The organism is Undibacterium sp. TJN25 (assembly GCF_049339885.1).
Classification (GTDB): domain Bacteria; phylum Pseudomonadota; class Gammaproteobacteria; order Burkholderiales; family Burkholderiaceae_D; genus Undibacterium.
This window is the reverse complement of the sequence record NZ_JBMPPM010000006.1, coordinates 390,176-401,580: the sequence shown is the minus strand read 5'-3', so window position 1 is coordinate 401,580 and position 11,405 is coordinate 390,176. Positions and strand designations below refer to the sequence as shown.

At 59.1% G+C, this 11,405-nt stretch carries 11 protein-coding genes; 9 read left to right on the top strand and 2 right to left on the bottom strand.

Annotation, left to right across the window (positions count from 1 at the left end; translation table 11 throughout):
• Positions 1–4 precede the first annotated feature (4 nt).
• The 3 genes from flgL to ACO0LO_RS17490 all read left to right on the top strand — a co-directional run bounded on the left by flgL (position 5) and on the right by ACO0LO_RS17490 (position 2,353).
• On the top strand, positions 5–916 hold the full coding sequence (gene flgL, locus ACO0LO_RS17500) for a flagellar hook-associated protein FlgL (protein ID WP_422965728.1): 912 nt from the start codon (positions 5–7) through the stop codon (positions 914–916).
• Positions 917–931: 15 nt separating this feature from the next.
• Positions 932–2,014: a hypothetical protein gene (locus ACO0LO_RS17495; RefSeq protein WP_422965726.1), complete on the top strand. Its 1,083-nt coding sequence runs from the start codon at positions 932–934 to the stop codon at positions 2,012–2,014.
• A 132-nt stretch (positions 2,015–2,146) separates the two neighbouring features.
• Positions 2,147–2,353 (top strand): heavy-metal-associated domain-containing protein, encoded by a 207-nt coding sequence (locus tag ACO0LO_RS17490; protein WP_422965724.1) that lies wholly within the window; start codon positions 2,147–2,149, stop codon positions 2,351–2,353.
• Positions 2,354–2,426: 73 nt separating this feature from the next.
• Here ACO0LO_RS17490 and ACO0LO_RS17485 read toward each other — a convergent pair whose 3' ends face one another.
• Positions 2,427–3,686: an MFS transporter gene (locus ACO0LO_RS17485; protein ID WP_422965723.1), complete on the bottom strand. Its 1,260-nt coding sequence runs from the start codon at positions 3,684–3,686 to the stop codon at positions 2,427–2,429.
• Positions 3,687–4,078: 392 nt separating this feature from the next.
• Between ACO0LO_RS17485 and glk the strand changes: the two genes are divergently transcribed.
• From glk to ACO0LO_RS17455, 6 genes are all read left to right on the top strand, one after another.
• A complete protein-coding gene (gene glk, locus ACO0LO_RS17480) occupies positions 4,079–5,077 on the top strand; it encodes a glucokinase (RefSeq protein ID WP_422965721.1) in 999 nt (332 codons plus the stop codon).
• A gap of 150 nt (positions 5,078–5,227) precedes the next feature.
• Positions 5,228–5,665, top strand: coding sequence for a MarR family winged helix-turn-helix transcriptional regulator (locus ACO0LO_RS17475; RefSeq protein WP_422965719.1), 438 nt, complete (start codon positions 5,228–5,230; stop codon positions 5,663–5,665).
• A 43-nt stretch (positions 5,666–5,708) separates the two neighbouring features.
• Positions 5,709–7,220 carry an efflux transporter outer membrane subunit gene (locus ACO0LO_RS17470; protein ID WP_422965717.1) on the top strand — a complete coding sequence of 504 codons (1,512 nt, stop codon included), beginning with the start codon at positions 5,709–5,711 and terminating at the stop codon, positions 7,218–7,220.
• 33 nt (positions 7,221–7,253) lie between these two features.
• Positions 7,254–8,471, top strand: coding sequence for an HlyD family efflux transporter periplasmic adaptor subunit (locus ACO0LO_RS17465; RefSeq protein WP_422965715.1), 1,218 nt, complete (start codon positions 7,254–7,256; stop codon positions 8,469–8,471).
• 76 nt (positions 8,472–8,547) lie between these two features.
• Complete coding sequence (locus ACO0LO_RS17460) at positions 8,548–10,107, top strand: DHA2 family efflux MFS transporter permease subunit (protein WP_422965713.1); 1,560 nt, start codon at positions 8,548–8,550, stop codon at positions 10,105–10,107.
• A 76-nt stretch (positions 10,108–10,183) separates the two neighbouring features.
• Positions 10,184–10,645: a MarR family winged helix-turn-helix transcriptional regulator gene (locus tag ACO0LO_RS17455; protein ID WP_422965711.1), complete on the top strand. Its 462-nt coding sequence runs from the start codon at positions 10,184–10,186 to the stop codon at positions 10,643–10,645.
• A 103-nt stretch (positions 10,646–10,748) separates the two neighbouring features.
• Here ACO0LO_RS17455 and maiA read toward each other — a convergent pair whose 3' ends face one another.
• Positions 10,749–11,402: a maleylacetoacetate isomerase gene (maiA, locus tag ACO0LO_RS17450; RefSeq protein WP_422965709.1), complete on the bottom strand. Its 654-nt coding sequence runs from the start codon at positions 11,400–11,402 to the stop codon at positions 10,749–10,751.
• Positions 11,403–11,405: the final 3 nt, after the last annotated feature.

Below are 11,405 nucleotides of genomic sequence, written 5' to 3'. Positions count from 1 at the left end.
TATTATGCGTATCGCCAGTTCCCAGTATGAATCAACAATGCTGCGTTCCCTGCAGCTGAACCAGGGTAAAACCTCCTCACTGACTGCGCAGATGGCCTCGGGCCAGAAAATCATGCTGCCGTCAGACGATCCTATCACCAGCGTGCGCCTGTCGCGCCTGACGCGCGAAGAAGCCGCCGTATCGCAATACCGCGACAATATCGGTTCGCTGAAAATCCGCCTGCAGCAGGGTGAGGCTTACCTGACCGGCATGACCAACGACATGCAGGAAGCGCGCGACCTGCTGGTATGGGCATCGGACGGCGGCAATGCCTCGGCCGATCTGACCTCGATGGTCAACTCCATGCAGTCACTGAAAGACAGTATCTTCTACACGGCAAACAGCCGGGATACCGAAGGCAACTATGTGTTCTCCGGCACCGCGACGAACCAGCCCGCGCTGAGCTACGACCCCGCTGCGCCTGTGGGCTCGCGCTACACCTACACCGGCAACAGCGGCCAGCAGGATGTGGCCGTGGGTAACGGTATCACACAGACCGCCAACACCAATGTGCAGGGGCTGGAAACATTGCTGAACCAGATGGATGCGACCATCACTACGCTGCAGGTACCCGGCGTCACTCCCAACGACCCGGCAGTGCGCGCGGTGCTGGCCGCCAACCTTGACGGCATGGACACGGCAATGGGCTCGGTCAGCATCAAGATCGCCACTTTCGGCGGCACACAGAATATCCTGTCGACACTGGACACCAACCACAGCAACGTCAGCCTGTCCAACAAGACTGCGCTGCTGGACCTGGGCGAGCTTGACTACAGCGCCGCGGCTATCGACCTGAACGGCTATACGCTGGCACTGCAGGCCACGCAGAAGGCGTATGCCAAGGTCAGCGGCCTCTCATTGTTCAACGCGCTCTGATCCATACTGAACGGCATGCAAATCGTCCCGTCGAACTCCCCTCCTGGCATGGCGACCGGTAAGGCACGCAGCACCGGCCTCACCGACAGCCTGGGCATCGCCGCCGCCGGCAGTGTGGGAAATACCGGCGACATGCAAGCGCCTGCGGCCGGCACGGCAGTTTCGGCACGCAGCCTGCGCAGCGGCCTCAGCCACTGGGATCAGGGTCTGAACGGTGAACTAGCCGACGCACAGCAGGCACTGGATTTCCTCGACCAGAGCGCCAGCCAGTTGCAAAGCCTGAAAGCCGAACTGAGTTCCAGACTTGCCGGCCAGCAGGCACGCAATGCCTCGCTTTCCGAACCGTCCCAGTCCAGCCAGCTGGATACCAAACTGCGGCAGTTCAGCGCCACCTGGGACCAACGCCAGACCCGTTCGGGCGGCAGCCTGAACGCGCAACTGGCCTACAGCACTCCTGCGCCAGCCGCCCAGCGCTTCAGTATTCGCGGCCTGAACCTGAAGGCATTGCAATCCGGCCCCAAGGAGACGCTGTCTTTCTCCATAGGCGGCACGGGACAGCCCCTGCGCTCCGTCAGCATCGCCCCAGGCTTGTCCGACGAAGAAATCGTCCAGCGTTTCGACCAGGCGCTGGCACCAGTAAATATCCGCGTCAGCGCGGACGACAGTGGAACGCTGGTCTTCAGCACCAGCGAAGCCAACTGGGCCTCCGTCCGCGATACCCTGTCCATCAAAGGCGACGGCATACGCTATCCGACCGGGCAGTTGAACCGCGTCAAGGCAGATGCAGAGCCGGCCGCGATCCAGCCCGCCGGTTGGCAGACTTCGGACGTGGAAAACATGCGCCAGACGCTGCAGCAGGTGGTGCAGGCGCTGAACCGCGTGCTGCATGCGCGCGAAGCGGTCAGCCGCGCGCTGGCGGCGGCCAACAGCCGTGTCAACCAGGCGGCACCTGCGGTCGATGCCGCGACACTGGCCAGCCTGGCGGAAAAATTCGCCAGCAGCGCCGCCCAACCCGGCTACGATTCCTTTTCTTCCATGACCGCGGCGCTGCTCGGCATCAGCCGCGACCGCGTGCTGTCGCTGCTCAGCCTACGCTAGCACGCCCGCGCGTGCACGTGGGCGCATCTATTCCCCCTGCAGTTTCCCAGTGCGTATTCATCCAAAAAAACTCTTGACCTTCCCTCCATAGCAAGGTTTATGCTGGGATCTTTAACGTTTCAGGAGTAAATCATGGTGGTACTTCAAGTGGAAGAAATGAGCTGTGCGCATTGCGTCGGCGTGGTGACCAAGGCCGTACTCGGCGTGGACAGTGCTGCGCGAGTCAATGTGGACCTCGCAGGCAAGCAGGTGAAAGTGGAATCGCAGGCCGATGCCGCTGAGATTGCCGAGGCCATCAACGAAGCCGGCTACCCTGTCAGCAGCAGTGAAGTCGTGTGACCGGGATAAAAAAGCCCCGTGAGCTAAGTTCACGGGGCTTTTTGCATCCGGACAGCAGCACGGAATTATTGCATCAGTGCTGCACCGCCTTGGGGTCGGGCAGGAAAGCCGCAACGATACCCAATAAAGGCAGGAACGCACATATCTGGTACACAAAACTGATATTGGTCGTGTCAGCCAGCATGCCAAGCACCGCGGCGCCTATGCCGCCCATGCCGAACGCAAAACCGAAGAACAGTCCAGACACCATGCCGACCTTGCCGGGTATCAGTTCCTGTGCATACACCAGGATGGCTGAAAACGCCGACGCGATGATGACGCCGATGATCACCAGCAGGACCGTGCTCCAGAACAGGTTCGCATACGGCAAGGCCAGCGTAAATGGCGCAGCGCCCAGGATGGAAACCCAGATAACGGCGCGGCGGCCTATCTTGTCGCCTACAGGGCCGCCGATTACCGTACCCGCCGCCACCGCAGCCAGGAAGATGAACAACTGTACCTGTGCATCCTGCACCGACAACTGGAATTTGCTGATCAGGTAAAAGGTGAGGTAGCTGTTGATGCTGGTCAGGTAGAAGTATTTGGAAAACACCAGCAGCATCAGCAGGCTGACGGCGGTAATCACTTTTTTGCGCGGCAGCGCTGCCTGCAATCCGGCTGCATGCGATTTCTTGACGGCAGGATGATCCCGGTACCAGCGGCCGATCTGGAACAGGATGAACATCGCCACCAATGCAGCGACCGACACCCATGACAGGCTATGCTGGCCGTGCGGAATAATCAGCCATGCGGCAAGCAAAGGCCCCAGCGAAGAACCGAAATTGCCACCCACCTGGAACAGTGACTGCGCCAGTCCGTGGCGTCCGCCGGAAGCCATGCGGGCAACGCGCGATGCTTCCGGATGGAAGATCGAAGAACCGCAGCCGACCAGCGAGGCCGCCACCAGCAGCATCGGAAAGCTGGACGCCACCGACATCAGCAACAGCCCGCACAATGTAAAGCCCATGCCCACCGCGAGGGAAAACGGCTTGGGGTGCTTGTCCGTGTAATTGCCGATGATGGGTTGCAGCAGCGAGGCGGTGACCTGATAGGTCAGCGTGATCAGGCCAATCTGTCCAAAACTGAGGCTGAAGTTTTCTTTCAGCATCGGATAAATCGCCAGGATCAGCGATTGCATCATGTCGTTCAGCATGTGCGACACGCTGATGGCGCCCAGCACGGGGAAAATAGTGACGCCGGCTTTTGCCGTCGCACCGGTGCCTGCGCTGGATTTCGGCGCCGGAACAGCGTCCGGAACCGGAATGCCGATTGTGGTTTGGTCTGCAGTTTGCATGGGCTTGCCTTTCAAGCGGAACAGATAATTCTGATATAGCCGCTATTATTTCTTATTGGGACAATACGATCAGGACAAATTTTATCTTTAGACTGACATTTTCCGCTGCAAGGCTCTTTAAAATGGTGATTTCATCAACAAATTAGTATAAACGGTACTTTTTGTGCGGTAATCTCGGTTTTTGCGCTGAGATTACCTACTGCGTCTACTTGATGTCTAGTTGATGACGACTAGATGTCTACCTGGCGACTACCTTACGTTACAGGCGCTTGCGCAAGCTAAACTATGATAAAGCCGGCGGTGCCGCTAACGCGGCTTCGATCACCGGCATGGCCCCACTTACAGATGAAAAAATGACATCCAGCAAATCTGATCCAATAAAGAGCGCAGTGATGGACCCACAGACGCCGGCCAGGCATGGACCGTGGCTGGTAGCCGACATAGGCGGCAGCAATGCACGCTTTGGCATGTCGGCCGGAAAAGGCGCGGAAATACAGCATATCCGCACGCTTGCCGTGCACGACTACCCTGGCCTGGCCGAGGCCGTCAAGGCATACCTGGCGGAGCTTGCCACCTTGCTGGGCCAGCAATTCCAGCCGCCCTGCCGCGCCGCATTTGCAGTGGCCACACCGATCACCGGCGACCATGTGGAAATGACCAACAGCCCCTGGGGATTTTCGCGCGCGGCGGTACAGGCACAGTTGCAGCTCGATTCTTTGCTGGTGCTGAATGACTTCGAAGCATTGGCGCTGTCTCTGCCGCGCTTGCAAGCCTCGCAACTGAAAGCGCACGGCACGCTGCCGCGCCCCCATGGCGTGCTGGCCGTCGTCGGCCCCGGCACCGGCCTGGGTGTGGCCAGCGTGGTCCAGACCCGTAACGGCTGGGTGGCGATCCCGGCCGAAGGCGGCCACGCAACGCTGGCGGCTGCCGACGATTTTGAAGCAGAGTTGCTTGCCTACGTGCGGGACAGGTATGCGCATGTGTCCGGCGAACGCTTGCTGTCCGGCATAGGTTTGCCGCTGCTGTATGAAGCAGTGGCAGCCGTCGCCGGCACTGTGGGTGCAGTCCCCATGAGCACAGAACACATCGTCGAGTACGGCCTCGCCGGCAGCGATGCAGTATGCCGCCGGACCCTGGATGTATTCTGCGCACTGCTAGGCACCGTGGCCGGCAACCTGGCGCTGATCCTCGGCGCGCGCGGTGGCGTCTATATCGGCGGCGGCATCGTGCCTAGACTGGGGGACTATTTCTTCGCGTCCCGTTTCCGTGAGTGCTTTGAGGCAAAGGGACGCCTGCGCAGCTATATGGAAGAAATTCCAACCGCCCTGATTACCGACACGCTGGCGGCGCTGACAGGTGCGGCCGTGGCGCTGGAACAGGAACACATGTAATAGCAGCAAAAAAGCCAGCTTTCTGCTTTCTCACTACCTAATTACCTTAAAACAATTCTTGCCCCTGTCCGGTATTTTGCTAAATATCGTCAAAATCTGACTTGACACTTTCTGACTAGTCAGCTATATTGAAATCACACGGAGGTTCTGATGAAGTTCTATACGAAAGACAATTACGATCCGACAACCAGCGTCGGTTTTGCCCTCAGCAAGGCAAGGAATGTGATTCTCGCTGAGATGGATCTGGTCATGAAGGATCTGGACATCAGCGGCCAGCAGATGGGCATCATCCTTTCCATGGCGCGCAATGTAGCCAGCACACCTTTCGAACTGAGCAAGTTGCTGGAAATAGATACGGGTTTGATGACGCGCATGCTGGACAAGCTGGAGCAACAGGACATCCTGGCCAGGACCCGCAGCGTGGAAGACCGGCGCATGGTCAACCTGCAATTGACTGAAAAAGGACGGCACATCGCAACGGAAATTCCTAAGCGCGCGCCGGAAGTATTGAACAAAAGGCTGGAAAATTTCAGCAACGAGGAGTTTCTCGAATTCCGCCGGCTGCTGACGAAGTTTCTTAGGGCATAAGTGCGTGTCCTTTTTTTTAAACAATTAACTGACAAGTCAGATTATGAATAATCAGATAAAACCCAATCACAGGCAGTTTCATGTAGGTAAACTGCTGTTATCGCTGGCAGTTGCGGCGGCGCTGCCGGGATGTGCCAGCTTTGCCGATCTCGGCAGCAACCAGCATATTGCCGCGACACACAGCACGCAGGATGCCACTAGCCTGCCGTCCGAACACGGGCACTGGCCCGCAGCGGATTGGGCTGCGCAGTTCGGCGATACCCAGTTGAGCGCGCTGATTGCCGAAGCACTGCAGCAAAGCCCAACGCTGGGCCAGGCCCGCGCTCGCGTCGCCGCCGCATCGGCTTTCACTGAAACGGCACGCTCCAATACGCAAGCCAAGGTCGGCGCCGACTACACAATGAGCCGCCAGCAATATTCGTCCAGCGCGCTGGTCCCGCCCCCTTATGCAGGTTCCTGGCAGACTGAGAACAAGGCGGTTGTCAGTGCCTCGTATGAGCTGGATGTGTGGGGCAAGAACAGCAGCGCACTGCAATCGTCGGTTTCCAAATTGCGGGCCAGCGAAGCAGAGCAGGAAAAAGTCAAACTGACGCTGAGCGCCGCCATTGCGCGCAGCTACAACGAACTGGCACGCCTGTATGCACTGCGCGACCTGGCCGGCACCGAACTGGAACAAAGGCAGCAGCTGCGCCAGCTTACCGACAAGCGCGCCGCCTCCGGCCTGGATACCGAGGTGGAGCAGCAAGGCACGCGTAAAAATCTCGCCGGCAGCAAGGCATCGATCACTGCGCTGGACGGCCAGATCCTCGATGTGCGCTATCAGCTGGCGGCACTGCTTGGCGCCGGCCCGGACCGTGGACTGAAGATCACCCGCCCCGCCATGGGCGCCGGCGATACCGTCGCCCTGCCCGACAACCTGCCTGCCGACCTGGTATCGCGCCGCCCGGATATCGTCGTCGCGCGCTGGAACGTGGACGCTACTACCAACGACATCAAGGTGGCCAAGGCAGATTTTTACCCCGACATCAACCTGACTGCCGCCATCGGCCTGGATGCCTTCGGTTTCGGCCGTTTCCTGAATGCCGCCAGCCGCACGGTGTCTGCCGCGCCCGCAGTCCACCTGCCCATCTTCGATGGCGGCGCATTGCGCGCCCAGCTCAAAGGACGCTATGCGGATTTTGACTACGCCGTCGCCAGCTATAACCAGACACTGGTCTCGGCCTTGTCGGAAGTAGCCGTACAGCTGGCAAACGTGCGCTCCACCGATGCACAGCTGGCAGATGCGCAGGCCGCCAGCGACGCTGCCAGCCGTACTTACCAGCTGGCCGGCATCCAGTACAAAGCAGGCCTGACAACGCTGCTGAACGTATACCAGACCCGGATCAGCGCGCTGGCCAGCGAGCAGAACGTCACCAACCTGCGCATGAACCGCCGCGACCAGCAGATCGCACTGTCGGCAGCACTCGGCGGCGGCTTTGTGGATACCTCCGGCTCCGTTTCCAACAACGCAACCGCCAGCCAGGCCGCGCGTCGCCCCGCTGTCGCAGCCCAATAAACCAAACGCTCTCTCCCTCTCACAGGTGCAATCATGAATGACAATAACAACGCAGCAAACGCAAACAATACTAATAATGCCAACAACCCCAGCAACGCAGGCAACCCGGGCCAGGCAAAACCGCAGAACGGCAAACGCAAGGCCATGCTGGCACTGCTGGGCGGCGGCACGCTGCTCGCGGCGGCAGCCTACGGCGCCTACTACTTGACCTACGCCCGCTATTACGAAGGCACCGACGATGCTTATGTGACCGGTAACCTGGTACAGCTCAATGCACAGATTCCCGGCACCGTCATCGCCATCAACGCAGACGATACGCAAGTCGTCAAGGCAGGCAGCAGCATCGTCAGCCTGGATCCGGCCGACACCAAGATCGACCTCGCCAGGTCGGAGGCGGCGCTGGCGCAGACCGTGCAACAGGTCAGTACGATTTATGTGAACAACCGTGTGCTGAAAGCGCAAATCTCGCAACGCCAGGTGGATCTGGCGCGTGCCGAGGACGACCTGCGCCGCCGCGTGTCGGTGGAACAGACCGGCGCCGTTTCCGCCGAAGACATTGCCCATGCACGCGATGCCGTAAAGGCACAGAAGGCAGCCTTGCAGACAGCGGAAGAACAACTGGCGTCCAACCGCGCGCAGACCGGCAAGACCACAATCGCTGAACATCCGAACGTCCTGGCGGCCGCGGCCAAAGTCAGAGAATCCTATCTGGCCTATGCCCGTAACACCTTACCCGCCCCTGTCACTGGCTACGTCGCCAAGCGCTCGGTGCAGCTGGGCCAGCGCGTGGCCGCCGGCACGCCGCTGATGGCAATCGTTCCATTGGACGGCGTCTGGGTCGATGCCAACTTCAAGGAAAGCGATCTCAAGGAAGTACGCATAGGCCAGCCTGTCAAACTGACCGCCGACCTGTACGGTTCCGACATCACCTATCACGGCAAGGTCATCGGCTTCTCAGCCGGCACCGGCAGTGCGTTCTCGGTGCTGCCCGCGCAGAACGCTACCGGCAACTGGATCAAGGTCGTGCAGCGCCTGCCGGTACGTGTCCAGCTGGACCCGGCCGAACTGCGCGCGCACCCTCTGCGTATAGGCCTCTCGATGCAGGTGGAAGTGGATATCCATGACCAGAACGGCACCCAGCTCGGCGCAGCGCCGGAAGTCGCATTCCAGACCCATGTCTTTGACCAGTATGCAAAAGAAGCGGATGCCGAGATCGACCGCATCATCGCCAAAAGCCAGTTGAGCGACTGAACCCACACCGGCAGGCCGCCGCCTGAAAACATGCCGGCGGCCACCCTCTTCCCATCCTGACTACTTTGAGATTGCCATGGATACTACAAAAAAACCTGCGGAGCTGCCTCCGCTGACCGGCGGCAAGCTGGTACTGGCAACGCTCGCCGTAGCGCTCGCCACCTTCATGAACGTGCTGGACTCCTCCATCGCCAATGTGGCGATCCCCACGATCTCCGGCAACCTGGGCGTCTCGGTGGATGAGGGTACCTGGGTGATCACCCTGTTCGCCGCAGCAAACGCAATATCGATCCCATTGACCGGCTGGCTCACGCAGCGCGTAGGCCAGATCAAGCTGTTTGTGATTGCCATCCTGCTGTTCACTTTTTCTTCGTGGCTGTGCGGCATCGCGCCGACATTGCCCATCCTGCTGGCCGCGCGCATCCTGCAAGGCGCTGTTGCCGGTCCGCTGATCCCGCTGTCGCAGGCCATCCTGCTTAGTTCCTACCCGAAAGCAAAAAGCGGCCTCGCGCTGTCGCTGTGGGCGATGACTGCCACTGTCGGCCCTATCGCCGGCCCCGCGCTGGGCGGCTGGATGACAGACCGTTATTCGTGGTCATGGATTTTCTACATCAATATCCCCGTCGGCATTTTTGCTGCCGCCGTTACCTGGGCCATCTTCAAGACACGCGACTCTGCCACCAAGGTCATCCCTATCGACAAGGTCGGCCTGGCATCGCTGATCGCCTGGGTTGCATCGCTGCAGATCATGCTGGACAAAGGCAAGGACCTGGACTGGTTCCAGTCTCCCGTCATCATCGGCCTTGCCGTGTTTTCACTGGTCAGCTTTATCTTCTTCATCATCTGGGAATTGAGCGAGGACCACCCTATCGTCGATCTCAGGCTGTTCAAGGGCCGCAATTTCCTCGGCGGCACGGTCGCCATCTCGGTAGCGTACGGCGTCTTTTTTGCGAACCTCGTGCTGTTGCCGCAATGGATGCAGCAATACCTCGGCTACCGTTCAGTGGACGCCGGCATGGCAACCGCACCGCTGGGTATTTTCGCCGTGTTGCTGGCGCCGGTCATGGGCAAGCTGATGCCGAAGTCAGATACACGGGTACTGGCAACGATGGCCTTTATCGGATTTGCGGGGGTATTCTTCATGCGCTCCGTGTACACCACCGGAGTGGATACCTGGACACTGGTATTGCCCACGCTGCTGCAAGGCATACCGACCGCATTGTTCTTTGTGCCGTTGACTGCGATCGTATTGTCCGGCCTGTCGCCCGACAAGATTCCCGCCGCAGCAGGACTGTCCAACTTCATCCGGGTTTTTACCGGCGCAGCAGGCACCGCCATCGCCAGCACCGCATGGAACAACCGCTCGATATTGCACCATGCCCGGCTGATCGAACAGACCAGCATCAACAACCCCAATTTTGTAGAAAGCATAGGCTCGCTGCAATCCACACTGGGCTTGCCGCTGCAACAGGCTTACGCCAGGTTTGAAGCAACGTTGAATACGCAGGCGGCAATGCTGGGCCTGAACGACATCTTCTGGATTTCCGGTGTGATCTTCATTGTCATCATTCCGCTGATCTGGTTCACCAAACCCGTCAAAGGCAGTGCCGACGCAGCAAGCGTGGCTGCACACTAAACAGCTAAGAAGCAGCAAAGAAACGACAAAGAACAGGCACCGCATGATAAAAATACGGCGCCGCAGGAGAACCGATATGAAACCAGAAAGCATGCTACGCCGCCAGCAGGTGCTGAGCGGAAACCCGACAGATTTCAAGGACTTGCTACAGCAGGCACACCATGGCTTCATCAGTCTGCTGGAAAAAGAACTGGCGCCGCATAATATTACCGCGGCGCAGATTTTCGTTGTGGTCGGCATCGTCCAGGGATGGGCGCATACGCTGACGGAGTTTTCAAGCTACATGGGGCACGATGCAGGCGCAATGAAACGCCTGCTGGACCGTGTAGAGAGCAAGGGCATCATCCAGCGCGCGCGTAGCCAGCAAGACCGGCGCTCCATGGTGCTGGAACTGACCGAGCAAGGCCGGCAACTGTATCCCTACATCACGGATGCAGTCGCCAGTGTCAACGCCCATCTGCTGGCCGAATTTTCCAACCTGGAGATAGCGCAGTTCCGCTTTTTCCTGCTCAAGCTGATCAACAATACAAAGCAATGAGGGCCTTGTCTGCACAGCCTGCCGGTCCGGGGTGGAATAAAAGAAAGGTCCTGATTTTTCAGGGCCTTTTTATTTGCGGGGGAAACTCACGCGCCCAAGGGACTTATTCCGAGTCAGGCTGCGCATCCGGATGCGCCCGCGCAATTGCCTCCACTTCGGCGCAATGACGGTCTATCTCTACAAGGGTCGGATAGGCGGCCAGGTCAGTATTGAAACGCCTTGCATTGAACAGCTGGGGCACCAGACAGCAGTCCGCCATAGTCGGGCTATCGCCGAAACAGAAGCGGCCGCGTTTCGGCGAGCGGCTTACTTCTTTTTCCAGCGCAGCCAGGCCGGCTTCGGTCCAATGGCGGATCCATTGCATTTTTGCTTCCTCCGGCAAAGCCAGCGGGCCGGTCAGAAATTTTAATACCCGCAGGTTGTTCAGCGGGTGGATTTCACATGCCATTTCCAGCGACAGCTGGCGCACATAGGCGCGGTCTCCAATAGACCCGGGCAGCAGCGACGCCGTGCCGGGGTAGCGTTCCTCAAGATATTCCATTATCGCCAGTGACTGGCCGACCTGCACGTCATTGTCCGACAACACCGGCACCATCGCCTGGGGATTCAATTCCTTGAAACTGTCGGCAAACTGTTCACCGCCATTGCGGTTCAGGTGTACCGCCACATAGCGGTAGTCCAGCCCTTTCAAATTCATCGCGATGCGCACGCGGTAGGACGAGGAACTGCGGAAATAATTGTACAAAACAGGAGTCATTGT

Excerpts from the sequence above, each read along its gene's own strand:
- flgL (WP_422965728.1), top strand. The coding sequence starts at position 5 with ATGCGTATCGCCAGTTCCCAGTATGAATCAACAATGCTGCGTTCCCTG.
- ACO0LO_RS17495 (WP_422965726.1), top strand. The coding sequence starts at position 932 with ATGCAAATCGTCCCGTCGAACTCCCCTCCTGGCATGGCGACCGGTAAG.
- ACO0LO_RS17490 (WP_422965724.1), top strand. The coding sequence starts at position 2,147 with ATGGTGGTACTTCAAGTGGAAGAAATGAGCTGTGCGCATTGCGTCGGC.
- ACO0LO_RS17485 (WP_422965723.1), bottom strand. The coding sequence starts at position 3,686 with ATGCAAACTGCAGACCAAACCACAATCGGCATTCCGGTTCCGGACGCT.
- glk (WP_422965721.1), top strand. The coding sequence starts at position 4,079 with ATGGACCCACAGACGCCGGCCAGGCATGGACCGTGGCTGGTAGCCGAC.
- ACO0LO_RS17475 (WP_422965719.1), top strand. The coding sequence starts at position 5,228 with ATGAAGTTCTATACGAAAGACAATTACGATCCGACAACCAGCGTCGGT.
- ACO0LO_RS17470 (WP_422965717.1), top strand. The coding sequence starts at position 5,709 with ATGAATAATCAGATAAAACCCAATCACAGGCAGTTTCATGTAGGTAAA.
- ACO0LO_RS17465 (WP_422965715.1), top strand. The coding sequence starts at position 7,254 with ATGAATGACAATAACAACGCAGCAAACGCAAACAATACTAATAATGCC.
- ACO0LO_RS17460 (WP_422965713.1), top strand. The coding sequence starts at position 8,548 with ATGGATACTACAAAAAAACCTGCGGAGCTGCCTCCGCTGACCGGCGGC.
- ACO0LO_RS17455 (WP_422965711.1), top strand. The coding sequence starts at position 10,184 with ATGAAACCAGAAAGCATGCTACGCCGCCAGCAGGTGCTGAGCGGAAAC.
- maiA (WP_422965709.1), bottom strand. The coding sequence starts at position 11,402 with ATGACTCCTGTTTTGTACAATTATTTCCGCAGTTCCTCGTCCTACCGC.